Annotated in this window: 16 protein-coding genes; 2 read left to right on the top strand and 14 right to left on the bottom strand. The window is 70.3% G+C overall.

Going from position 1 to position 23,920, the window contains the following annotated elements; all coding sequences use genetic code 11:
- A partial coding sequence (locus UK23_RS14960) for an SdrD B-like domain-containing protein (RefSeq protein WP_196777744.1) occupies positions 1 to 5,041 on the bottom strand: 5,041 nt, incomplete at its 3' end.
- A gap of 428 nt (positions 5,042 to 5,469) precedes the next feature.
- Between UK23_RS14960 and UK23_RS14955 the strand changes: the two genes are divergently transcribed.
- Positions 5,470 to 7,404 carry a putative adhesin gene (locus tag UK23_RS14955; RefSeq protein ID WP_045312095.1) on the top strand — a complete coding sequence of 645 codons (1,935 nt, stop codon included), beginning with the start codon at positions 5,470 to 5,472 and terminating at the stop codon, positions 7,402 to 7,404.
- A gap of 134 nt (positions 7,405 to 7,538) precedes the next feature.
- Positions 7,539 to 9,716 carry an MMPL family transporter gene (locus tag UK23_RS14950; protein WP_052684680.1) on the top strand — a complete coding sequence of 726 codons (2,178 nt, stop codon included), beginning with the start codon at positions 7,539 to 7,541 and terminating at the stop codon, positions 9,714 to 9,716.
- Positions 9,717 to 9,788: 72 nt separating this feature from the next.
- Here the strand turns inward: UK23_RS14950 and UK23_RS14945 are convergent, their stop codons facing one another.
- The 13 genes from UK23_RS14945 to UK23_RS14890 all read right to left on the bottom strand — a co-directional run bounded on the left by UK23_RS14945 (position 9,789) and on the right by UK23_RS14890 (position 23,912).
- Positions 9,789 to 10,808: a lytic transglycosylase domain-containing protein gene (locus tag UK23_RS14945; RefSeq protein ID WP_052684679.1), complete on the bottom strand. Its 1,020-nt coding sequence runs from the start codon at positions 10,806 to 10,808 to the stop codon at positions 9,789 to 9,791.
- A 68-nt stretch (positions 10,809 to 10,876) separates the two neighbouring features.
- Entirely contained in the window at positions 10,877 to 12,457 is a 1,581-nt protein-coding gene (locus UK23_RS14940; RefSeq protein WP_082114664.1) for a M4 family metallopeptidase, read from the bottom strand.
- A 61-nt stretch (positions 12,458 to 12,518) separates the two neighbouring features.
- Positions 12,519 to 13,760, bottom strand: a complete 1,242-nt coding sequence (locus tag UK23_RS14935) for a hypothetical protein (RefSeq protein WP_156213117.1) — start codon at positions 13,758 to 13,760, stop codon at positions 12,519 to 12,521.
- A gap of 25 nt (positions 13,761 to 13,785) precedes the next feature.
- Positions 13,786 to 14,526, bottom strand: coding sequence for a hypothetical protein (locus tag UK23_RS14930; RefSeq protein ID WP_045312092.1), 741 nt, complete (start codon positions 14,524 to 14,526; stop codon positions 13,786 to 13,788).
- A 12-nt stretch (positions 14,527 to 14,538) separates the two neighbouring features.
- On the bottom strand, positions 14,539 to 14,682 hold the full coding sequence (locus UK23_RS51535; RefSeq protein WP_156213116.1) for a hypothetical protein: 144 nt from the start codon (positions 14,680 to 14,682) through the stop codon (positions 14,539 to 14,541).
- 59 nt (positions 14,683 to 14,741) lie between these two features.
- A complete protein-coding gene (locus UK23_RS54585; RefSeq protein ID WP_052684678.1) occupies positions 14,742 to 17,213 on the bottom strand; it encodes a discoidin domain-containing protein in 2,472 nt (823 codons plus the stop codon).
- On the bottom strand, positions 17,210 to 17,734 hold the full coding sequence (locus tag UK23_RS14920) for a phage tail protein (protein WP_045312091.1): 525 nt from the start codon (positions 17,732 to 17,734) through the stop codon (positions 17,210 to 17,212). Before UK23_RS14920 ends, UK23_RS54585 begins: the two co-directional genes overlap by 4 nt.
- On the bottom strand, positions 17,731 to 19,674 hold the full coding sequence (locus UK23_RS14915; RefSeq protein ID WP_045312090.1) for a putative baseplate assembly protein: 1,944 nt from the start codon (positions 19,672 to 19,674) through the stop codon (positions 17,731 to 17,733). The genes UK23_RS14920 and UK23_RS14915 overlap by 4 nt, the downstream gene beginning before the upstream one ends.
- 15 nt (positions 19,675 to 19,689) lie before the next feature.
- On the bottom strand, positions 19,690 to 20,109 hold the full coding sequence (locus tag UK23_RS14910) for a GPW/gp25 family protein (RefSeq protein ID WP_231114509.1): 420 nt from the start codon (positions 20,107 to 20,109) through the stop codon (positions 19,690 to 19,692).
- 10 nt (positions 20,110 to 20,119) lie between these two features.
- Positions 20,120 to 22,030 (bottom strand): VgrG-related protein, encoded by a 1,911-nt coding sequence (locus UK23_RS14905; RefSeq protein ID WP_045312089.1) that lies wholly within the window; start codon positions 22,028 to 22,030, stop codon positions 20,120 to 20,122.
- Between the two features lie 2 nt (positions 22,031 to 22,032).
- On the bottom strand, positions 22,033 to 22,893 hold the full coding sequence (locus tag UK23_RS48655; protein WP_156213115.1) for a LysM peptidoglycan-binding domain-containing protein: 861 nt from the start codon (positions 22,891 to 22,893) through the stop codon (positions 22,033 to 22,035).
- 10 nt (positions 22,894 to 22,903) lie between these two features.
- On the bottom strand, positions 22,904 to 23,368 hold the full coding sequence (locus UK23_RS14895) for a phage tail protein (RefSeq protein ID WP_045312088.1): 465 nt from the start codon (positions 23,366 to 23,368) through the stop codon (positions 22,904 to 22,906).
- A gap of 13 nt (positions 23,369 to 23,381) precedes the next feature.
- The gene (locus tag UK23_RS14890) at positions 23,382 to 23,912 is read right to left on the bottom strand and encodes a phage tail protein (protein ID WP_045312087.1); all 531 of its coding nucleotides are present in this window, start codon (positions 23,910 to 23,912) and stop codon (positions 23,382 to 23,384) included.
- Positions 23,913 to 23,920 lie beyond the last annotated feature (8 nt).

The raw sequence follows: 23,920 nt of genomic DNA, 5'->3' as shown, positions 1-23,920 counted from the left end.
GCGGCGAGACGTACGAACCGGCCGGCACCACGAACCTCACGAAGTAGCTGCCCGCGGGCAGACCCGTGAAGAGGTACGCGCCGTTGGCGTCGGTCGTCTTGGTGCCCAGCGACACGTCGTCACCGGTACCCGCCTGACCGTCCGGACCCGCGGCGAACAGCTCCACGGTCACACCGGGGACACCCGGCTCGCCCGCGTCCTGCACACCGTCGCCGTCCGCGTCGGTCCACACGCGGTCACCGACCGAGCCGACGGGCGGAACGACACCCTGGTCCCAGCTCAGGTCCTGCTGGCCCTGAGCCAGGGCGAACACCGCGGTCACACCGGCGGCATCACCGTCGGAGTCGACGGCGTCGTTGCCACCCTGGTTCTGCGGCGACAGCGCCGTTCCCGCGGGTGCGGTGAACCTGACGAAGTAGCTGCCCGCCGACAGGCCGGTGAACAGGTAGTCGCCGTTCGCCCCGGTGATCTTCGTGCCGATCGACACGTCGTCACCGGTACCCGCCTGACCGTCCGCACCGGCGTTGACCAGCTCGACGGTCACACCGGGAACTCCGGCCTCACCGGCGTCCTGGACGCCGTTGCCGTTGGTGTCGGCCCAGACGAAGTCACCGACCGAGCCGGTCGAGGGGTCGACACCGGTGTAGTGCGCCGCGTCGCTGTCGCGCACCTCGTCGGACGTCGGCTGACCGCTGCCGTCCACGACGTCGCCGACCACGTCACCGACGTTGCGGTACAGGCCCGGCACCGCCGTGCCCGACGCCGTGCACTCGAACGAGGCACCCGGAGCCAGCACCGAGGGCTGGTTCGGGCAGGTGATCGTGACGCCCTTGTCGTCGGTCACCACCACGTTGGTCAGCGGCAGCTGGCCGGTGTTGGTGACGACGTACGTCCACGTCACCGCGCTGCCGTTCGGCACCGTCGGACCGGGCGGGTTGTCCGCGTCGTCCCGCACGGCCGAACCGCCGGTCACGTACTTCTCGATGTCGATCTGCGCCTGCACCAGGCCCATGTCCCACGTGCGGTCGACCTCGCCCTGGTCGAGCGTGATCACCTCGGTGCGACCGTAGGCCGGGCCGGCGACGGTGGCGTCGGCGTCGGAGTCGACCGCGTCGTCACCGCCCTGGTTGCGCGGCGTGATGTACGTGCCGCTCGGCGCGAGGAACTTCAGGAAGTAGGTGCCCGCCGGCAGGTCCGTGAACAGGTAGAACCCGTTCACGTCCGTGTCGTGGGTACCCAGCGAGACGTCGTCGGCCGTGCCGGCTTGGCCGTCCGGACCGGTGGTGAACAGCTGAACGGTCACGCCCTGGACACCGGGCTCGCCCGCGTCCTGCACACCATCACCGTCGAGGTCGCGCCACACGAAGTCACCGATGGTGGCGTTCGCGGGCAGGATCAGACCCTGGTCCCACGTCGTGTCGTGCTCACCGATGTCCAGGGTGAACACCTGCGTCGTACCGCCGGCGTCACCGTCGGAGTCCACCGCGTCGTCGCCGCCCTGGTTCTGCGGCGAGGCCACCATGCCCGCGGGCGCGGTGAACTTCACCGAGTAGCTGCCCGCGGGCAGACCGGTGAACTGGTAGAAGCCGTTGGCGTCGGTCGTGGTCGTGCCCACCGACACCGGGCCGCCCGGGTCCTGGCGGAAGAGCTCGACCGCCACGCCGGACACTCCCGGCTCGCCCGCGTCCTGGACACCGTCACCGTCCAGGTCGCGCCACACGAAGTCGCCCACCGACGCGGTCAGCGGGTCGGTACCGGTGTAGTGCGCCGGGTCGGTCGAGGTGACCCGTCCGCCGCTCGGCTGACCCGCGGTGTCCACGGGCTGACCGGACGTCGTGCCGACGTTCACGTAGTCACCGGCCTGGGCGGTGCCGGTACCGGTGCAGGTGAACGAGGCGCCGCGCAGGAACACGTCGGTCGGTGCCGGCATGCCGGGGCAGGTGAGCACCACGCCGCGGTCGTCGGTCACCTGGACGTCCTTCAGGTCCATGTTGCCGGTGTTGGTGACCACGTAGGTCCACGTCACCGGCGACCCGATCGGGATCGACGGGCCGGGTGCCGCGTCGGCGTCGTCCTGCACCGCCGAGCCACCGGTCACGTACTTCTCGATGTGGATCGACGGCGTTGCCTGCACCAGACCCATGTCCCAGGTCCGGTCGTCCTGCGCCTGGCCGAGCGCGAACGCCTCGGTCCAGCCGTAGTTCGGGCTCGCCGAGTTCGCGTTGCCGTCGGAGTCCAGCGCGTTGTCGCCCTGGTTCGCCGGAGACGCGATCATTCCTGCGGGCGGGAAGAACCGCACGTAGTAGTTGCCCGCGGGAAGAGCAGTGAACAGGTACTGGCCCTTGGTGGCGTCACTGGAGTCGGTGAACGTCTCACCGTTGTTCACCATGGTGTCGTCACCGGTGCCGACGACGCCGTCAGGACCCGGCTGCCACAGCTGGACCCGCACACCGCCGATGCCTTCTTCACCGTTGTCCTGCACGCCGTTGGCGTTGGTGTCGGACCAGACGCGGTCACCGACCACGCCCAGCGCGGGCAGCGGCTCCACGATCACCGGGACGCGCTCCGGTTCGGAGGGCGGCAACGGGTCACCGTTCGCCGGGATCGCGTGGTAGGCGAACGAGTTGTAGGCGATCTCGCCCGGTGTCGCACCGGTCTCGGCGCGCATCGGCCACTCGAAGGTGAGCGAGCCGCCGGGTGCGATCGGGCCGTCGAAGGTGAACCGGATCGACTTCACCGAGGTCGGGTCACCCGCGACCACCGCCCACGGCACCCACGGGGTGGCGTCGCAACCGGTGGTGGGGCCGCCTACCTCCGGACGGCACGGGTTGCCCGAGGTGTTGTACTCGATCGTCGCGCCGGCACCGGTGATCTGACCGGTCAGCTGCACGTCGAACTGCGAGCCGCGCTGGCCGGTGCCGATCACGCCGGTGTCACCGACCCGCGGCAGGATGTCGATCACCTGCGTACCCGCCGCGAAGGTGGCGGAGGTGCTGTTGACCACCGAGATGCGGTAGTCGACCTGGCCACCGGGGTAGGTGTGGCCCGACGAGCTGAAGCCGAGGCCCTGCTCCGCGTCCACCTGGCCCCTGACCTGCTTGAACGAGGTCAGGTTGGTGGTCTCCAGTACGGTGAGACCTTCCTGGTGGAAGCAGATGGGGTCGGTGTTGCGGTCGTCGCCGTCGCGGTCGTCACCGTCGGCCTCGTTGCGCAGACCCTCCGGGTTCTGCGACGAGCACTCGAAGACCGGGCTCGCGGCGTCACCGGGAGAGATCGTCGAGTCGTAGGGAATGCCGCCCGGTGTCACCGTCGGACCAACGCGCACGTTGTAGTTCAAGGACCAGGTCTTGCCAGCGGTGACGCTGGTGCCCGCGGGCCAGGTCCACCTCAGCAGCGTCCCGCCTGGGCCGAGCGGCACCTGCTCGAACTGGTCTGGCGCCGGGAGTCCACTCGTGCCGGGGTCGAAGGTGTAGGTGCCGTCGAGCGTGAAGCCCGCAGGCAGCCGCACGGTCACGACGGGTTGCGTCAGCGGGCCGAACGTGTCGTTGCCGACTCCGGCGACCGTGGTGAACGCGAAGAGACCGCCGACAACGCCGACGTTGGCGCCGCCGGGGTTGCCGGTGGCGGAGGTGCTGACGTAGGCGCGGACCGGGTTGTCCCGGAACGTCGCCGAGGCGCAGAACCGCTGCAGTGGCACGGTCTGGCCCGCACCGGTGACAGACGCGTCGAGACAGTTGGTCACCTGCTCGTTGTCAGTCAGCGGCGTGCCGTCCCAGCCGGGGTTGCGCACGGTCGTGCCGATGCCGACGTAGCTGGCGCCCCAGCCAGGCTCCAACACACCGCTCCACACGTAGTGCACTGCGGTGATCTCGGTGCCCGGCGGCAGGTTCAGCGAAGCGGGATCGACAGGAGTCGCGCCGGGGGCGAACGGGCTGCCGGGCAGCGGGACGTTCGTCTGACCGGTGTTCGTGTCGTAGGTGATCTGCAGCGTCGCGTTGCCCGGCCAGAAACCGGGGGCGAACTGCGTGACCTTCAGGTTGGAGTCGATCACGTCGTCGATGCGGAACGTGTCCAGGTTGCCGGTGCCGTTGTTGGCGACGCCGTAGTACCAGAACACGTCCTCACCGTTGGCGAGCGAGCCACGCGACGCCTGCTTGGACAGGTAGCCGGAAATGGTCGCGTCACCGGTGATACCGGTGCTGACCGACGCCGTGGACGGCGGGATCGGCTGTCCGGACGGGTTGGTGCCGCTGGCCACTACCGTGTTGACGACAGGCGGGGCGTTCGGCGGGAAGTTCGCCGTGGGGAAGTTCAGCACGACGTTGCGCTGAACGCAGCCACCGGTGGGCTGCAGCGCCCCCACGTCCATGCGCCCGATGTTCCAGGTGATCGTGTTGCCGGACACGACGCCACCGTCGCTGGACACGACCACGGCGCCGGCCGGGAAGGTGTCGACCAGCTGGGCGTTGTCGATGTCGAGCAGGCCGACGTTCGGGTTGGACTGCGGTGCGAAGCAGGCTCGCACCTGGTAGCTGCCGTTGCTGCCGGAGAGCACCTGCGTCGGGCCGGTCTTCTCCGCCTTGATCGCGGAGGCGGCGTGCAGCGTGGTGCGCACGTCTTGCTGACTGACCACCGGCGCCTGCGGTGCCAGTTGGACGGAAGCGTGGTTGACGAGCACCGCTCCTTCCGGAGTGATGCCCTGCGGCGTGGTGACGACCAGCTTCAGCTGGGCGGTCACGCCACCGATGAAGCCGGGGCCCATCGTCCACACGACCTCGTTGCCGACGATCTGGCCGTCGTCGCTGATGCCGGCACCGGCGCCGACTTTGAACAGAGGGATCGCGAACTGGGTGTTGTTGTTGATGTCGAGGTACGAGGGCAGCGGATCGCGCACCACGGCGCCCGCGCACGACTCGCCTTCGAAGGACGCGCACGACACACCGATCGTGTACTCGATCTGCCCGCCGCTCGGTGCGTCGGTGACGTTGACCGCTTTGTCGATCTTCAGTTCCGGCGCGGCGTTCGCGGCCGGGGCTGTCATCACGCTGCCCACTACCAGGAGCAGAACCGTGAACAAGGAAGTGAACCCGTAGGCACGTCGCTTTCGCCGCGGACGTTCCCCGGTGCTCTGAGCTGGTCTCATCGCACTCCTCCAGTCCCGGCGCTCGCCGTGCGAGCGCGGGCGTACCGAACACCCGGCCGATCGGTCGGACACCACTCCAGATCTGCGTGCGGTACTTGGATTACGCATGCATGTCCGCTTCTTCGGCATGTGCCCGCGAGGGCACCGCGCTCCGCGGGATGCCGTCGCGGCCGAGCCGGGAGAAGGTGGAGGTCAAGCCGTAATGAACGCCGCCGAGGGCTGTCTTTCCCTTGCTGTGCCAGCAAGTTCCCGGTTGCACCATCGGCTGCCCGATCGGGCACCTGATGACATGTGCCGTGAACCGATCACGCCGACAGGGAGCCGCCATGACCACCGAGCTGTTCGTCACCGGACACGGACTGTCCACAGGAGACGACACGTTCGTCCCAGCCGGACTGACCGTCCACCTCTACGCCGCACCCGGCGAGTCGCTGCCGCTCGCGCTCGGTGCCGCCGCGCTCACCGGCCGCGGCGGCACGGCACCGCTGCGCTCGATCGGCCCGCTCGCGGTGTGCCCCAACGTGGCGCTGGGTCCGCTGGGGGACGACGAGTACGCGGTGCTCGCGAGCGCGGAAGCACCGGGCATCACCGTGCTGTACGTCAACGACCCGCGGATCGCGCTCGTCGACGGTGAGACGCGGCTGTGCGACGACCCGTCCGGGTGCCGCGGCGTGCACCGCTGCGGTGGCCTGTTCGCCCAGCTGCTCGACCGGCCCGAGTTCGGCCGCACCACCGACCTGCACCTGATCGCGTGCCTCAGTGCGATCGGCACCGACGCACTCGGCACCGACGAGCAGTCCAGTCCGGTCAACGCCGCCTTGATGCCGCTCGACGCCGAGGTCGACGCGTTCCTTGCGCTGCCGTTCGCCGAGCAGGAGCAGCTGTTCGACTCCTGGCCCGCCGACAAGCAGGCGATGGCGCGCGGCTGGGGCGAGATCGACGACTGGATCACGCGGCGCGCGGCGCGCACCGTGCTCCGCGACGCCGGGCGGTTCAGCCTGCGCGCCTATGTCAACTCCGTGCCGTCGGCCGAGCTCGGCGTGCTGGCGGCCGACGAGGTGGTGATGGAGGCACTGCAGGACGCCGACGAGTGGGTGCAGCAGTGGGCGTTCGGCGGCCGGGCCAAGCCCGAACAGGCCGCGCAGGCGTGGGCGGCACTGCCCCCGGTCGAACGCATCGGAATCGTGCAGACCGAGCCTGAGCTGGCCAACCACCTCTCCGCCGGCATCGCGCTGTTCCCGGCCGGGGTCACCGGGGACGTCCTGCGCGGGCTCGTCGACCGGCACAACATCGCGGCACTGCACGCCGCACCGCCGCGCCGGCCGCTGCCGTGCGCCGAACGCGACGGAATGGTCCTCGTCGATCCCGAGCGGGCGAGGTCGGTGCGCGGCCCGGACGGTTACGAGGTGCCGGGATCGGGCGCGCTCCCCCGGCACGCGCGCACGTGGCGGCGCGTCGACGGCGGTGTCGTCGTGGCACCGCGGCTCGACGGCGGCATCGTGGTGGCCGGTCCGCTGGTCGCGAACCACGCGGCGTACTGGACCGCGCTGGCGCAGACGTACCCCGGCATCCGGCTCGGCGGCGCCCAGCTCCCGGTGCGGTTCGACGGCCTGACCACGTTCGCGCCCACCAGCGCACTGCACAGGGTCAACGCTGCCGTGCAGGACAACGCCGACGTCTGGAACAACCTGGTGGCGCAGCCTGACCCACCCGCATCCGCGCTCGCCGAGGCGCACGCCGAGCTGCTGGACGCACTCGGGAAGAGATCGGCGGCGCTGACCTCTCTCGCGACGTGGACGACCTCGCTGTTCGCGGAGTCGGAGGCGTGGGCGCGGGAGTCGGCGGCGCTGCTGGAGGGCTGGGAAGCGGTCGCGGACGCCGAGCCGTGGACCGAGTGCCGGGACGCCCTGGTCGTGCTCTTCGCTCCCGACCCGGCCCCCGCACCTCTCGTCGGCGACTTCGCCGAGCTCACCGCTGACGACGCGCTGGCCGCGCACTGCGCCAACGCGCAGCACTACGTGGACGGCTTCGATGCGCTGCGGCTGCACACGCGCGCGCATCTGTCCAGGGTGGACTCCCCCGACGCGCTCGCCGAGATCCGCACGTGGTTGCGCGAGGAACTGGCCTGGGCGAAGAAGGCCGCCGGGGAGTCGCTCGACGTCGTCACCGAGGCGGTTTCCCGATTCCCGGCGCTGGCGGAGCAGGCGCAACGCGACAACGACGAGCTCACCGCGCGCGTGCGGACGCTCATGCCGAGCTGAACACAGCTGCCGAAAGGATTTCCTGGTGCGCGCGTAAGGAGCACCAGCCCGCCGGCTCATGTCCTGCACGAACGCCCGCGGGTCGTGCCGGTCTCAGCCACGCGCGCCGCGGGTGGAGCTGGAAGGGGAGACGGATGAGCTCTGCAGCCTCCACAGCCGCTGGCCGCGCCCACGAGCGAGCGGGTCTGTTCGGCACGATCGGCCGAGTCGTCGTGCGCCACCGGTGGTGGGTGATGGCCTTCTGGGTGGTGCTCGCGGCCGCCGCGTACGTCTTCGCACCCGCATACTCGTCGGTGGTCGACCCCGCCGCCGCCACGCCGGTCGTGGCGAACAGCGAGTCCGCGCGCGCGAACGGTGTCGCGGGCTCGGCGTTCAGCCGTGACCAGGGCGTGCAGCTGGTCTTCACCCGCGCCGACGGCGGGGTGCTCTCCGGCGCCGACATCGCCCAGGTGGGCGTCATCAGCCACGCGATCGACACCGCCAGACCCGCCGGAGTGAAGTCCGTGACGACGACGCCGCAGTCGTTGTCGCAGAACAAGAAGGTGGCGGTGGCAGCCGTGGTGCTCGCCACCGACCAGGCCGGGTCGCCGGAGGCGGCGGGCGCGGTCACCGCGGTTCGTTCGGCAGCGCAGGACAAGGCACGTGCGTCTGGTCTGGTCGCCGGGGTGACCGGGCCCGCGGCGATGAGCGCCGACTTCGCCGCCTCGATCGAACGCGCCGAGCGGCTCGTCGGGGTGATCACGCTGATCCTGGTGGTGCTGCTGATGATCGTGGCGTTCCGCAGCGTCGCCGCGCCCGTGGTGCCGCTCATCGCGATCGGCATCGTCTTCGTCGTCGCCAGGGCGGCGATCGCCGCAGCCGCCACCGCTTTCGGCTTCACCGTGCCGCCGCAGCTGCTGACGTTGCTGATCGTGGTGCTCTTCGGCATCGGCACGGACTACGTGCTCTTCCTGCTGTTCCGCTACCGCGACGAGCTGCGGTCCGGCGGTCACGGGCCGGACGCCGTCATCACCGCGGTGCGCCGCATCGGTGAGGTGATCGCCTCGGCCGGTGGAGCGGTGACGTGCGCATTCCTCACGCTGCTCGTCGCGTCGCTGGCGGTGTTCCGCACGCTCGGTGCCGGCCTCGCGATCGGCGTCGTGGTGATGGTGCTCGCCGCCCTCACGCTCGTGCCCGCCGTGGTCTCGGTGCTGGGGCCCGCCGTGTTCTGGCCGAGCAAGCCGCACGCGGCACGCGCACACCACGCCGAACCGGGCCGGATCGCCACGCTCGTGGCACGGCGGCCGTTCCGGGTCGTGCTGGGTGCGCTGGTGCTGCTCGGAGTGCTCGCGGGCGGGCTCGCGACGTTGCGGCTGGACTACGACAACCTGGGCGAGCTGCCGCAGGACTCCCCTGGCGTGACCGCCTACCACCAGCTCACCACCGGCTATCCGGTCGGCTCGGTCAACCCGGTCTCGGTCTATCTGCGCACGGTTGACGGCGCCGCGCTCTCGGCGGGGCGGATCACCGCGGTGGTCAACACGTTGCGGTCGGTGCCGCACGTCGTCACCGTGCAGCAGCCGATCCGGTCCAGCGACAACAAGGTCGCGCGCATCGACGCCGTGCTCGACGTGCCACCTGCCTCGGTGGAGGCGATGGACCTCGCCGGAGCGAACGGTGTGCTGCGGAACAAGGTGCACGAGGCCGCGGGCACACGGGTGGACGCGTTCGTCGGCGGGCAGTCGTCGGCGCTGGCCGACCTGCGGGCGGCCAACAGTCACGACCTGCGGCTCGAGTTCCCGATCGCGGGCGCGCTGATCGTGCTGGTGCTGGCGTTGCTGCTGCGCAGGCCGCTGACGGCGGTGCTGATCACGCTGGCCGTGCTCGCCGGTTTCGCGGCGACGCTCGGTGCCACCGGGCTGCTCGTGCGCTGGTTCGGCGAGAACGGCGTCAACTACCTCGTGCCCACGATGGCGTATCTGTTCGTGCTGGCGATCGGCAGCGACTACGCGATGCTCGTGGTCGCACGGGTGCGCGAGGAGCACGCGGCCGGACTGTCCACACGCGACGCCATCCGCGCCGCGGTGAGCGGTACGGCGGGCTCTGTGCTCGCCGCGGGCGCGATCCTCGCGGGCACGTTCGCCTCGCTGCTGTTCTCCGGGGTGACGTTGCTCGTGGAGACCGGAATCGCCGTCACCACCGGCATCGTGCTCACCGCCTCGATCGTGGCGCTGCTGCTGGTGCCCGGACTGCTGGCGCTGACCACCCGGTCCGGCAAGGCCGAGCCGGAAGTCACCGAGGACTCCGCCGAGCGGGAACACGCTCCGGTCTGACGGCACACCGGAAAAGCCGCCGCCCGAACGGTTCGGGCGGCGGCTTTTCCGTTGCCTGCTCAGGCGATCTGGTCAGCCGATCTGGTCAGCGGAGCTGGCTGCGGCCGAGCTCGCCGCCGAAGAGCTCGGCGGCACCGACGTCGACGACCCCGTGACGCTCGGCACCGGCACGGTGGTCGTCGGCGTGGACGTGACCGCGGTGGTGGTACCCGTGGTGCTCGTGGTGCTCGTACCCGTGCTTTCCGGAGCCTGCACCGGTTGCGCCTGCTGCTCCGGCTGCGGGAGCGGTGCGGGCAGGATCGACTCGGTGGCGCGCACGGGTTCGCCGGTGCGGTAGGAGTCCGCGATCGCCAGCACCAGGTTCACGTATGCCTGCGACTGGTTGTAGCGGAACACCGCCGCGCGGCGCTGCGACTCGTCCCGCAGGTCGCCACCACCCCGGCACAGGTACTTCGCCGCGCCGAGCGCCGCGTCGTACATGTTGTTGATGTCCTTGACGCCGTCGCCGTTGCCGTCGGACGCGACCGGCGCCCAGGAGGACGGCAGGAACTGCATCGGCCCGGTGGCCCGGACGTACTCGCCGTTCGCGTCGACGATGCGCGCCACGCCGGGGCTGCCGTCCAGCGATGGCCCGAGAATCGGTTGCGCCACCGTGCCGTCGGCCAGGTACTTGCCCCTGCCGTGGCCGGACTCGACCTTGCCGATGCCCGCCAGCAGGGACCAGTGCAGACCGCAGCCCGGCTGTTCGCTCGCGATCACCTCGGCCGCGTGCACGTAGGCCTTGTACGCGGTTTCCGGGATGCCGTTGGCCGCGAGCGCCGACGCCACGACGGACATGGCACTCGCCTTCGCCCGCTCGCTCTCGGGTGCCTGCGTCGTCTTGCTCTCCGCAGGCAGACGGTTGTCCTTCACCCGCAGCCCAACGGGTTTCTGCGCGGGTGTGGTGGGCTCGGTGCGCGGCCGTGCAGGTGCCGCCTGCCCGTACTCGTGGCCCAGCGCGAGCGCCCCGATCACGACCGCCGTCGCGAGCCAGGCCGCGGACACGACCAGCACCGCTTTCGGTGTGCCGTCGCGCGGCTCGGTTCGATCCATACCACTGCTCTCCTCGAAAGGTTCGTCCGGTTGCCCACCTTGACCACGGCACCGGCTGTCGATGACGCCTATTCCGCCGGGGAATCCAGCCGTGTCGCGGTGATGACCGCGCTCACGGAGTCGCAGTCCTCCCAGTCGACGCCGTTGACCACGTCGCGCACGGCCACGTTGCAGGAGATCTCCAACGCGTTCGCGAGGTCGAGGAACGTCGCTGAGGGCGTGAGGTAGTTCTGCGCGCCCCACCAGATCGCCACTGCCTTGTCCAGGCCGATGCCCTGGACGTGTTGCCCGTCCACCTCTCCGCCGTCCACGAGCAGTGCCGCGGCCTTGGCGACGACACCCGCGTTCACGTGCGGATCGGTGGCGCCGGACTGCCAGTGCGCGCCGCCCACGCTCGCCGGTTGCGGCACGGCGGACAGGCCGGGATCGGCCATGTTCCGAACCTCCCCGCTCGCCGGATCCGTGAACTGCCACCGATCACCACCCTCGACGCCGGCCGGGCCGGAACCGATCGCCGCGAACTGGCCGAGGACGTCCGCCATGCCCTCGGCGACCTCCCGTGCCCGTCCTGTCACCGGATCACCCGCTACTCGTGCCGCCACCGCGTGCGCGACCTCGTGCCCCACCACCGCGTCGGTGACCACGTCACCGAAGACGAGCTGCTCGCCGTTCCAGAACGACGACCGGTACGGACATCCGCCGGCGGCGCAGACCCGCACGGTCGCGCGCAGTGCGAGGCCCTCCTCGTCGCCGGCGTCGGTGCCGATCAATGCCACCAGGTCGGTGCGCAGAAACCGCGAGTAGAACGCGCTGACGTCCGCGAGCCGCGCGTAGGCCGTGGCCGCCGCGCCTTTGGCTGCCCCGGGGTCGGCGATCGGGAACGTCAGTCCACATCGGACGGTTGCTGGCGCCCCGGTGACGACCTTGCCGCGCGCGTCGCAGACGGCGTGGTCCACCACGCCCAGCACGGCCGGACGCACCTCCAGCACCTCGTCCTCGGTGGCGTGCAGCACAGCTGTCCACGCGTGGTCTGGTGCCGTTCCCCGCACGGTGACCTTGAAGGCGGGAACGGCGATCGACAGGTCACCGGGCCTGGCCAGGTCCGGATCGTGCCAGACGGGCGCTGGTTCCTCCGCGGACAGATCCTGGGCGGGCACGGACGCACTGGCCGCGACCGCCCGCACCGCGCGGTCGCGGAGCACGTCCGCGTCGTAGTCCGGCGGGAAGTCACCCTGCCGCGCCAGCACCACGTGTCCGACCGCGCCGACGAACCCGCCGCGCGCGTCGTAGACCTGCACGACCTCGGCGCCTTCGACGGGTGTGCCGCGGAAGACCTGCCGCGCCCGCACGACCGTGCCCGCGATCGTCCTGCGGGTGCTCACCACCTCCAAGTCGCCGAACGACCTGCCGTAACGAACGTCGAGCGCCGCGAGGTTGCGCCGCGCCGCCTGTTCGATCCCGGCGGCGTCCGGCGCGTCCTGCCGAGGGTCGCCGCCCACCGCCACGACGTGCCCTTCGGCGTCGTGCGGCACCAGGTCCGGCAGATCGGCGTACACAGTGGACTGTCCGGCGGTCAGCGCGAGCACGGCACCCGCGCAGACCGCGGCCACGAGCCACATCGTCCACGTCGCTCGTCCCGACGGTGGCATGAGCGCCTCCTCCGAGTCGGGCGGGACGTGACCTGGTGCGCGCGGGCCCGTCCGTTCGCGGCTACCTCACCTGACCGGTGAAGTACACGGACGTCCCGCACTTGGTGTCTCCTGTGTTGTCGCACTTGACGCTCACCACGACCCGCTGGCCCGGCCGGAACACGATCGGCTGGGAGAAGGTGCGTTCCATGTCCTTGAAGTTCGCGAGGCCGAACTGCATGAGCACGCTGTCGTTGCGCTGGATGCGCAGCGTGCCGAGGTCGCCGTTCGGGTTCTCGATCATCAGGTCCGACACCAGCAGCGTCTTGCCCGCCGGTGGCTGGTAGGCGAAGCTCACGTACCCGGCGCCCGGCTTCGGGTCGGCCACGATCCGGAAGTCGATCGGTTCCGGCGCGGCGCTGGAGGGCGGCAGCGGCGAACCGCTCGGCTGCACGCCCCCGGACGGGCTGACAGAGCTCGACGGGGCGGCGCTCGACGACGAGGGGGCCGAGGAGCTCGCGGCCGACGACGGCCCGCTGCTCGACGTGCCCGCGGCACCGCTCACGCCCGGTGGCGCGTCCGACGCCGTCGACACGACCTTCGGCTTGAGCACCGTCATCATCAGCGCGGCCAGCACGACAACGCCCGCCACCACGATGCCCAAGGCTGCCAGCAGTCCCCTCGGCAGCAGCTGCGTCTGCACGTACGTGCCGCTGGTCTTGATCGGCGTCCCGTGCGACGGCACCACGTTCACCTCGAACGAGTGCGTCTTGTCCGCGCCCTTGAAGAACCTGCGCCACGGCCGGACCACCGTCCTCACCAGCACGGTGCGGCCGGCCGGAATGTCGACCGAGTGCTGACGGAAGTCCACCCCGACCTCGTCGGCCGGGTCGAACCCGTTGAGCGACACGAACGCCATCGTGTTGCCGAGATTGTCCACCGCGAGCTGGGTGCGGCCCTTGCGCCGCCCGGTGGTTCTCGACGGCACGATCTCCGCGGCGAGCTCGCGGAACTCACGCACCTCCACGACACCCTCTTCGACGACGGTGTTCTCGGTGTCCTCCACCGACATCACCCGCACGGCGAAGTACAGCTCCTCCGCGGCCACGTCGCTCGACCTCGGCGGGGCGAACTCGATGCGCGCCGTCGCCTCCTGGTCGGGCATGAGGTTGACCGACTGCGGCTCGACGGTCGTCCACTCGGTCGCGGCACCCATCACGTCGAGCATGAACTGGTCGACGACACCGCCCGTGTTGCGGATCGTCAGATCGATCGTGGCGACCTCGCCCGGAACGACCTCGACGGCCTCCTGGCTCAGCGACACCGCAGCACCCATCCGCCAGCCCGCCTCAGGTCAGATCCACCGTCGTGCCGAGCTCCGTGAACTCGGCAAGCAGCTGCTCGGTCACCCGCTCAAGGTGCGCGCGCCCGGACAGGGCGCCCACCACCTCGGCGGTGTCCTCGCCGCCGACGGCGTGGCGGAAGTTCTGGTCGGGCACGACCTTGCCGGACCCGTAGATCCGCAGCCGCGCGAGCGGCTGGGTCAGCGTGGTGCGGCTGGTCTCGGTCCAGTCGAAGGTGATCTCCACGTAGGCGCTGTCCGGTTCGGGGTCGCGGCCCACGTGCACGTCGACGGCGAGGCTCACCTCGGTGCCGTACGCCAGCTGCGGTTGCGCGGAACCCCGCCGCACCACCAGGTTCGTGACCGCGCACGTGCCGCGCGGCCGTTCGAACGACACCTCGACCGGGATGCGCGAGGAGATGCGCCCGTCCGGCCGGAACCACACGACGTTCCCGGACGACAGCGGCAGGTAACCCGACACTGTGTAACGGGTGCACATCGCGAACTCGAACGTGTACACGTCCGGCACGGCCCGGCGGGCGGTCTCGATCTCCTCGGGCGACGTCACGCTCGGGTGCAGCGTGCCGTCGCGCACCTCCACCGGCGGGAAGCGCAGCTGGGAGCCGCCGAAGTACTCGACGACGGCTCCGGCCACCCTGAGCAGTGCCGGACCGGCCAGCCCGGCGGCCATGTTCGTGAGCACGCCGAGATCGGCGAAGGTCGAGGGCGTGAACCTCGGCTGCGACATGGTTGGTTCCGATCAGTGTTCGGGTTCGACGACGAACGTTCCGGCCGCGAACGCCTGCTGGACCGTCTCGACGTGCTCATCGCGCACCATCAGGCGGTCGTCCACGTAGTACAGACCCAGCTCGACCGGGTCCACCGCGTAGTCCGTCTCGTCCACGAGAATCACCATAACCTCTTGCGGCACAATGAAAAGTGCCCGATGAGGCATACCTTCCGTCAGCCCCGCACGAAGAACTCGATCTCCGAGACGGCGACCGCGGTGCCGTCGACGGCGTTGTACAGCTCGGTCACGTGGATCTCGACGGTCTTCGCGCCCTTGCCGTTATTCAGGCTCAGCGTCTGCGGGTTGGGCGAGTCCTCGAGGTGCACGTCCTCGGTCTGCCCCGTCGAGTAGACGAGGTGCAGCGTCTTGGGCCGGTCGTACTTGACGAAGTCGGCCTTGTTCCCGGAGTAGACGATCACCTTGGCGAGGTTCTCCTCCTCGTCGAAGGTGACCACGAGCACCGGCTCCGTCCGCACCGGCGCCGACCAGAAGGTGTCCTTGTACCCGTCGAACGCCGCTGCCGCCGGATGCCCGGGCTCCTCGCCGTCGGGCGCGCTGATCTCCGTGGGGTGCACCGGGTCGTAACGCGGGAAGACCAGCCGCTCCAGGTAGTCCCGCGCACCGTAGAACTTGCGGTCGACGTAGTCGTGCACCGGCGGCACGAACCCGTAGACGAGCGAGAGCACCGTGATCAGCACACCCGCCACGAGCCGCACGATGCCCTTGACCTTGCCGCGCCGCTCCCGCACCCCGGGCGTGCCGTCACGTCCAGGCCGCGTACCTGCCGCGTGCGTCTTGGGTTTGCGCCAGTTCAGCAACCGCCGCCACCACGACGGCCGCACCACCTCGGCGTCCGCGAGCGACTCGCCGCAACGCGAGCAGAACCGGCGCGACGGGATGTTCGGCTGACCGCAGGCGCCACACACGAGGTCACCGACGTGCAACTTGCGCGTCGGCTTCTCAGCGGTGGCGGGCCGCGGCCGTTTCCGCGCGGGTGCCTGCGGCACAACGGCTTCCGGCTCAGGCCGGGTGTCTTCGGCCACGACCGGTTCGGCGATCTTGGTCTGTTCCAGCCGCGGCCGCCTGCTTCCCTTCGGGACCGGCAGGATCAGCGATGCCACGTCCTGCGGGGACGCTTTCGGCTCCTGCGGCGCGGCCGTGGCGCGTGAGCTGAGCGCGGCCGCCGGTGCCTCCGGCGGCGTGAAGTCGTCAGCGAGTTCGCCCGCGAGGTGGACGAGCTGGCCGTCGTCGTCGAACTCCGCTCCGGGAACATCACCGTCCACTCCGGACTCGCCAAGTCTCGTCGCTGCCGGCAGCGCACCGAACGAGCGCAGGCCGGCCTGCTTCCGCGCGCCGAGCCCCGGCAGGTCCGGGAGTTCGCCGGGTTCGCGCTCACCAATGGCTGACAGGCCGGCGGGCCTCCTGTCGCCGAGGCCGGGAAGGTCGGGGAGCTGGTCCGCGTTCCCCCTACCCAGCGCGGGAAGTTCCGGCAGCCCACCCGGCTTCCGCTCACCTAGGCCGTGCACCGCGGCCGAACCTCGCGCGCCCAGGCCACCGGACTCGCGGTCACCGAGGCCAGGCAGGTCCGGCAGTCCGGCGGACTTCCGCTCACCCGACTCCGGCAGACCGCCAGGTTCGCGCTTGCCCAATCCGTGGAGATCGGACAGATCAGCGGACCTCCGCTCACCCAACGCCGGAAGATCCGGCAAACCACCCGGCTTCCGCTCACCCAACCCCGGAAGATCCGACAAACCACCCGGCTTCCGCTCACCCAACCCCGGAAGATCGGGCAGACCAGCGGACTTCCGCTCACCCAACCCCGGTAGCTCAGGCAGCCCAGCCGAGCCTCGCTCACCGAGACCGCCGGACTCACGCTCACCCAGCCCAGGCAGCTCCGGCAAGCCGCCACGCTTCCGTTCGCCCAAACCCGGCAGCTCCGGCAGCCCGCCAGACTTGCGCTCGCCGAGACCTGGGAGGTCGGGCAACCCAGCCGACTGCCGTTCGTTCAACCCCGGGAGTTCCGGCACGCCACCAGATTTCCGCTCCCGGAGGCCAGACAGATCGGCCAACCCACCAGGCTTGCGCTCGCTGAGGCCCGGCAACTCCGGCAGACCGGCAGGCCGGCGCTCACCCAACCCCGGCAACTCCGGCAGACCGCCAGACTTCCGCTCACCCAACCCGGACAACCCTCCAGGCTTCCGGTCACCACCGTCAGTACCCCCGAGCCCGCTCAGCCCACCGAGCCCACCCGCGCGCCCACCGAGCCCACCGAGCCCACCGAGCCCACCGCCGCCGAGCCCACCACTAAGCCCGCCGGCACGTCCACCACCGAGCCCACTACCGAGCCCACCGCCCAACCCACCACCGAGCCCACCACCGAGCCCACCGCCCAACCCACCGGACGGGTTCCCCTTCCACTCCGGCAACCGCTTCGTCCCGAAAAGCAGACCGTCCAGCAGCACCTCGGCGAACTTGCGCCTGCGCCGAGGTGGCTCCTGTTCCTGTCCGGCTTCCCCGGCGTCGTCGATCTCCTGCGGTTCGGCGGTCTCGACGGTCTTGCCGGTCCATTCCAGGAAACTGCCGCACGAGCCGCAGAACGAGTCGTCACCCGCGTTGTGGAATCCGCATTTGCGGCAAAGGATCATCGCCGTCTCACCACCGTCACCGCGTGCGGCACGTGCACTGGCTTGTTGGCGGCGATAACGCGGTCCACGGCGTCCATCGACACCGCGGCGGGGTCGGGCGCCGCTATCTTCACCTCGAGGAACGGTGTGGTGGCGGCCGCGTCGCCCGCGAACACGCCGGCGCCGTCGACGACGTGCACCGTGCCGCCGGTGAGGAGTTCGAGCCACAGCCGCAGACCTGTGAGCGTGCCGCGCAGGCTGTGCAGGCTCGGGGCCGCGACGACCAGTGCGCGCATCCGGTCCTCCGGCAGACCGCGCAGGTCCAGGCCGACCCAGGAACCCAGCCACGGCAGGAAGTCCGACGGTGTGGTGCGCGGGTCGAGGTAGGCGGGCAGGCAGTCGAGCACTCCGATGGCCGGGGCGCTGACCTCGTCCAGGCCGGCGGTGAACCGCGCGGCGAACTGGTCCTCCTGGAACACCGACGGCAGGTAGCCCAGAATCGGAAACGGGTTCACGGCACCCTCGGCCGCTGCCCTGTTCACGGCGTCTCCACCCAGATCTGGTGCTCGTAGGAGAAGACGAGGCTGTGCGGTTCGAGCTCCAGCTTCGTCGTCGAGGCACCGCGTTCGCCGGTCACCGGGTTCGCACCGAACAGCTGCACGTCCTCCACCAGCGCGACGCCGGGCACCGACTGCAGCACCGCGTACACCTGTCCCTGGTGCACTGCCCGGCCGAACGGCCAGCCGGTGCCGTCCTGGCCTCCGGTGAGCGGGTTGAGCAGGCCGTACAAGGCGGCCAGCGCCGACTCGTGCACGCGGTCCGGGTCGTGGCCCGCCAGTGCGACGAGCCTCGCCACCACCGTGACACCGCGGTAGGTGGGCGGGCCGAGCACGACGCTCGTGCCGATCACCCTGGTCTCCTCCAGCCGCGCGGCGATGCGGCGGGTCGTGGACGGCGAAGGCAGCAGGTCCTCGATGCGGATGCGACCGCGGTCCACCGACGCAGAGGGGACGAGCAGCACGCGCACCGGTCCGCCGGGCGAGTCCGGTGGCAGGCAACGGATGCGGGCGAGCTCAGGAGCGACGTGCGCGCAGATCAGCTCGTAGTCCCGCGCGGTCACCGCCCGGTTGCGGCTCTGCAGCGCCATCGGGCCGCGCAGCTTCGCCTGTTCCAGCGACTCCGCGTCGACGCCGCCCAGCGCGGGGCGGCGGTTCTCCACGGCGTCGACGAACGGGATGGACGTCTTCAGCGTCGAGATCGCCCCGGCGCGCACGTTGCCGCGCACGCCGCCGCCGGTCAGGTAGCGGCGCAATCGGACGAGCACACCGCGTTCCGGCACGGCGCCGTACTGGCGCAAGCCGCCGTCCTGCTCCCGTACGACCGGCCCGAACGTCACCACGCCCGAAGCGGCGTCGAGCGTGACATGCCGGTCGTCCGGGCCGCTGTCGCCGAACGACTCCACCACGGTCCACTGCTGCCAGCCGGAGTCGTCGCTCACCTCGACGACGACGTCCTCGAGATCGGTCAGCACGGGCGTGCGCCGCACGGTGAACGACTGGCCGGGTACGCCCTCGGACTCCCCGAGCACCTCGTTCTCGACGGGTTCGGCGTGCCGGGCGGTGACCGTGCCGCCGACCGTGCACGCGGTGATGCCGTGGATCACCGGCGTCGCGCTGTAGCGGGGCTGGCCGGGATCGGACGGAGTCACCACCGCGCGCAGCCACCCCGCGTGCTGCTCGCCCACGATCTCGGTGGTGTGGCTCGGCGGAACGTGCAGCACCACCACGCCTTTGCGGTTGAGTCCGCCCGTGTCATCGCGCGAGACCTCGCACGGTTCCCACGACGTGCCGGTCCACGCCTCCCACGCGAGCGGCGGGTTCACCGGGTCGACGCCGACACCGTCGATGTGGCAGTCCACGTCCAGCTGCACCGCGCAGCACGGCACCGCCTCGGGCAGGCCGACCAGTAGCGCGTCCCCCGGCTTCGGCACGGGCGTGAAGGCGTCGAACGTCAGCCGCCTGCGCATCGTGTCGAGCCGTTCGACGAACGTCGTCGCGCCGTTCGAGCACGTCTTCACGCTGACGACGCTGCTCGGCACGATCGCGAGCGGCTCGGTGGTGGTGAAGAGGATCGATTCGATGGTCTCGGTGCGCCCGGTCGCCACCCGCGTGCCCGCCGACACGGTGACGACCGCAGTCGCGGGCGCGGACAGCCAGAACGTGACCGGCGCGCTGGCCGCGGTGGGCGGCATCAGCCGCACGCCGATCAGTTCCAGGAACTTCACGTACAGCCGGTCCGGCACGCGGTTGAGCCGGTAGAGCAGCTGGTCGGTCATGAACGCGAACGTCTCGATGAGCGTCACGCCGGGGTCGGACACGTTGTGGTCCGTCCACTCCGGACAGTGCTTCATCACCAGGCGCTTGGCGTCGTCGACGAGGTCCTGGAACCGCCGGTCGTCCAGGTTCGGCACGGGAAGTGTCATCGCGGGCGCTCCTCGTCAGTAATCCGAGCCGTCGTCGGGAATCGTGTAGAAGGGAAAGACGAGGTTGCGGTGGTCGTTCGTCTCCTTCACCCGATACTCGACGTCGATGTGCACGAGCGTGTGCTGACGGGGGTCGGGCCGCACCACCACGTCCATCACGTCGATCCTGGGTTCCCAGCGCAGCAGCGACTGCCGCACCTCCATGGTCAGCTCGGTGATCATCTCGCCGTCGATGCTCGAGAACACGAAGTCCTTCAACCTGCAGCCGAAGTCCGGCCGCATCGGCCGTTCTCCCGGATAGGTCAGCAGCACGAGCGACATCGCCTGCTCGATGCCCTCGTGTCCACCGGCGAGCGCGATCCTGCCGTTCGCGTCGACGCCCATCGGGAACGCCCAGCGCTTCCCGACGAACTCGCTGATCGCGCCTGTGCTCACGTCGTCCCTCTCAGTTCAGCTCGATCGTGGTGCCCTTGATCTTCACGGTGCCCTCGCTCTGGATGGAGATAGCGCCCTGCGCCTTGAGATCGAGGTTCGCGCCTCCGTCCACGCTGACGGAACCGTTGGCACCACCGGAGATGTGCACTGCTCCCCCGTCGCCGGCGGCGATGTTCACCGCGCCACCGGCACCACAGGTGATGTTGATCGTGCCCTGCTCGCTCTGGCTGGCAGGCGGCTTCGGCGTGCACGACAGCGTGATCGTGCCCGCCACCTGGTCGATCACCAGCGCGATGTCGTCGTTCTTCGTTCCCAGCGCGAGCTTCGACGCGTTCGGCGGCGACGTGTCCGGTGGCGGCAGTGCGTCGTCGACGAACAGCAACCGGTTGCCGGTCGGCGACGAGAACCCGCGCGCCACCACAGAGCTCGTCTGCCCGTTCTGCTTCAGCACCTCCGCGCCGAGGTCGTACTTCGACCGGCGGTTCACCAGGCCGCCGACCACGTACGGCCTGCGCGGGTCGCCGTGCTCGAAAGCGACGAGCACCTCGTCCCCGCTCTCCGGCAGGAACACCGCGCCCGACCGCGTGCCCGCTCCGAAGTGGACGGTGCGGGCCCAGTCCGTCTCGAAGTCCGCCGACAGCCACGGCAGCGCGACCTTGACCCGGTGCAGCGCCGAGGGGTCCGCCGTGTTGGTCACGATGCCGGGCACGACACCGTCGATGCGCGGCCGGTGCGACGGCGTCTCCTGGCCCGCGACCAGACCCAGCAGCGAACGTTCGTGACCACCGCTGACTTCGAACCGCGTGTAGTAGCCGCCCTCGGCGTCGTCGAACACGTGCTGCGCGGCGGTCACCCGCCACGTCCCTGCGAACTGCTCCGGCACGCCCTTCACGGTCACCTGGGCACCGGGCACCACCGCGGAGTTCCCGTCGCAGCGGCCCTCCGCCTCCGCGAACGTGCTCGCGTAGTGCTCGGACATCGCCTTGCCGGTGCCTTCGGCCGCCCGGCTGATCGCCGCACCCGCGGCCAACGGCCGGTCGACGACCACCTGGGCGTCCGGTTTCGCCACCGGACCGAGGTCGGCACCGTCGGGTTCCTGCGGTGGCACCGCGGCGCCGACAGGCTGGAACCGCGCCGCGAGCGAGTCGGGTGTCAGCGAACTGAGCTCGGCGGTCGTGCTGGCCGAAGGCACGGTCTCGGCGACGACCTTTCCCTGCTCGCCGTCCCACACCCGGACCTCCACCTCCGGCACCAGGTTCGCTCCGCTGATCCTCGGCAGGAAGGTGAAGAGGTTCGTGCCGAAGGTGAGCTCGGGCGGCAGCGCACCGGCGGAGGGCAGGTCCTTCCCGGCGCGGCGGAAGTACAGCTTGCCGTCGGACACCCCGATCTCGAAGCCGATCTCGTTCGCGCGGTGGCGCAGGAAGTCCCAGTCCGTCTGCGCGACCTGCCCGATGTGGTCGTGCGTGATGCCCGACTCCTCGACCACGTCGCACGGCACGCCCGCCGCCTCGGCGATCTCCCTGACGATGTCGGAGTCGGTGCGGTTGAGGAACGTCCGGGTGCGCCGGGCGCGCTGCAGCCGGTGCGTCTTCTCGTACCCGCGGACGACCGTGCAGATCTCCATCTCGTCGCACACCGCCTCGATCGCGGTGACCTCACCGTCGATCAGCGTGCACCCCTGCTCGCCGTCGACCACCCGCACCGCGGTGCCGATGGTGACGTCCAGGTTGGTCAGAACGTCGCAGTTGGTGTCGAGGAAGGTCAGTTCCACCATGTCCGGCCGGTGCAGGTCGTTGTCCACCACGACCCGCAGCAGCAGGTGGTTCATCTGGTCGTTCAGCGCGGTGCGGGTGCGGCCGAACTGCACGAGCGCGCGGACGTTCTCCGCCGTCGGCGCCTCGGCTCCCGCATTGGCGGTCATGGTCAGCGCCCGCTTTCCAGCTCGGCGGGGTTCGGCACGTACACGGTCCGGCCGGGGCGCACCCGCATCGGGTCGTCGATCCCGTTGGCCACGGCGAGCTCACGCCAGTGCGACGGCCTGCCGTAGTGGCCGAGTGCGATGCGCTGCAGGCTGTCACCCTCGCCGACGACCTGCCCGGTGCGGCCGGGCAGACCGCCCGACGTCGGATTGGTCGGCATGGTGCCGTAGAAGCTCGGCTGCTCCTTGATGGTGATGTTCACCTTGGCCTGCACCGGAACGCCGGTCGCGCTGAACCGGGTGAACGTGGCGTTCACCGACTCGATCACCCCGTCGTAGCGGATGCCGGACCCTTCCGGCCCCCAGCACAACGTCACCACCGGCTGGTGGTTCATCAGCTTCTGGTAGAGGTTCGGTTTCTTGGCGCTCGGGTTGATCTTGAGCTCCTGCTGGTACCTCTCCTCCGCGGTCACCGCTCGCCTGCCCGCGTTGATCCGCGCGCCCAGCGAGCCGCCCAGGCCGGCCCAGTTGAGCAGCTGGTCGACCCTCGGCTTGGTCGTCGTGCCGATGAAGATCAGGTTGTCCAGCCTGATCGTCGGCGGGTCGGCCTTGAGGAAGCTGCGGAACGTGGCACCCGGTGGCCGGGCACCGCTCATCGCGGAGTTGCCGTGCGACCGGCTCTCACATCGCCGCTCCACCTGCATGGTCTGCGGGTTGAAGTCGAACGCCACGGTGCCCGCGTTGTCGCCGTCCACGCAGAGGATCGCGGCGGGCCACTGCGTCGCCAGCTGGTCGTAGTCCTTGCCGCCGCCGGTCGACGGCGCCGGACCGCCGCCGGGCATCGGCGCGCTCGGGGGAAAATTCATCGCCACGCTCCTACAGGAATCCCTCGTGAGCGAGCCGGAGGGTCTCGATCGCGAAGTCCGTTCCGTTGGCCGAGAGGTCGGGTCCCTGCCACTCCTGCGGCACGACGCCGCGCAGCGTCCACGACGCGACCACGGTGTCCGCGGTGCTGTCGAAGAGCTGGATCTGCGCGGTGCCACCGGGATAGGTCTGGTCGCCGTTGATCCACACGTTGACCGACTGCCGCAGCCACTGCTGGACGGCCATGGACTGCTGCTGCTCCATGATCCGCTTCAGCGTGATCGTGGAGTACTTGAGCGCCTTGGGCAGCAGCTTCACCGCGTCGTACTGCCCGCCGCTCATGACCGTCTCCGACTCGAACGTCACAGCCAGCCCCGAGCAGGTCGCCCAGTTGCCCAGGCTGAGCCCGTCGACGGTCACCTGGAAGCGCATCGCCATCCCGAGCACCGCGCGCGGGCTCAGCGGTCTGCTGCTCATCGGTTCACCCCCTTCATGACTTCTTGTGGTCGTCGAGAAAGCCTTCGTGTGCGAACTCGAGGGTCTCCAGCGCCACGCCACTGGCCGAAGCCTGGAAACCGACGACCGACCAGCGGCACGGGACGATGTGCCGCAGTTCCCACGTCATCAGCGCGTCACCCGACCACGACGGGTCGAGCAGCTTGATCGCGCCGGTGTAGCCGGTGGGGCTGAACGACGTCTCGGTCAACCACTGCTTGACCTTCTGCGAGTCCGCGCAGGCGGCGCGTTCGAGCTTGACGTTCGCGTACTTGGTCCGGCCGGGCATGTACCAGCGGTGGTTGCCCATGTCACCGGCGCGGTACTCGGCCATGTCCCACTGCACCGACAGACCGTCCACTTTGGCCCACAGGCCGAGGTCGTACGTCTTCGCGCCCGCGTCGATCACCACGCTGAACTGGCTGACAACACCTGGGCTCGTGCGCGTCAGGTTGTTGGCGTAGTTGCCCGCGGAGGTGACGTAACCCCCGGCCGTCTGGACGGCTCCCACGGCTCCGTCGAACATCAACTGCT

This window comes from Lentzea aerocolonigenes (assembly GCF_000955955.1).
Lineage (GTDB): Bacteria > Actinomycetota > Actinomycetes > Mycobacteriales > Pseudonocardiaceae > Lentzea > Lentzea aerocolonigenes_A.
The sequence above is the reverse complement of the archived record's forward strand: the minus strand, read 5'-3'. Positions and strand labels throughout refer to the sequence as shown.

Excerpts from the sequence above, each read along its gene's own strand:
- UK23_RS14955 (WP_045312095.1), top strand. The coding sequence starts at position 5,470 with ATGACCACCGAGCTGTTCGTCACCGGACACGGACTGTCCACAGGAGAC.
- UK23_RS14950 (WP_052684680.1), top strand. The coding sequence starts at position 7,539 with ATGAGCTCTGCAGCCTCCACAGCCGCTGGCCGCGCCCACGAGCGAGCG.
- UK23_RS14945 (WP_052684679.1), bottom strand. The coding sequence starts at position 10,808 with ATGGATCGAACCGAGCCGCGCGACGGCACACCGAAAGCGGTGCTGGTC.
- UK23_RS14940 (WP_082114664.1), bottom strand. The coding sequence starts at position 12,457 with ATGCCACCGTCGGGACGAGCGACGTGGACGATGTGGCTCGTGGCCGCG.
- UK23_RS14930 (WP_045312092.1), bottom strand. The coding sequence starts at position 14,526 with ATGTCGCAGCCGAGGTTCACGCCCTCGACCTTCGCCGATCTCGGCGTG.
- UK23_RS54585 (WP_052684678.1), bottom strand. The coding sequence starts at position 17,213 with ATGATCCTTTGCCGCAAATGCGGATTCCACAACGCGGGTGACGACTCG.
- UK23_RS14915 (WP_045312090.1), bottom strand. The coding sequence starts at position 19,674 with ATGACACTTCCCGTGCCGAACCTGGACGACCGGCGGTTCCAGGACCTC.
- UK23_RS14905 (WP_045312089.1), bottom strand. The coding sequence starts at position 22,030 with ATGACCGCCAATGCGGGAGCCGAGGCGCCGACGGCGGAGAACGTCCGC.
- UK23_RS48655 (WP_156213115.1), bottom strand. The coding sequence starts at position 22,893 with ATGAATTTTCCCCCGAGCGCGCCGATGCCCGGCGGCGGTCCGGCGCCG.
- UK23_RS14895 (WP_045312088.1), bottom strand. The coding sequence starts at position 23,368 with ATGAGCAGCAGACCGCTGAGCCCGCGCGCGGTGCTCGGGATGGCGATG.
- UK23_RS14890 (WP_045312087.1), bottom strand. The coding sequence starts at position 23,912 with ATGTTCGACGGAGCCGTGGGAGCCGTCCAGACGGCCGGGGGTTACGTC.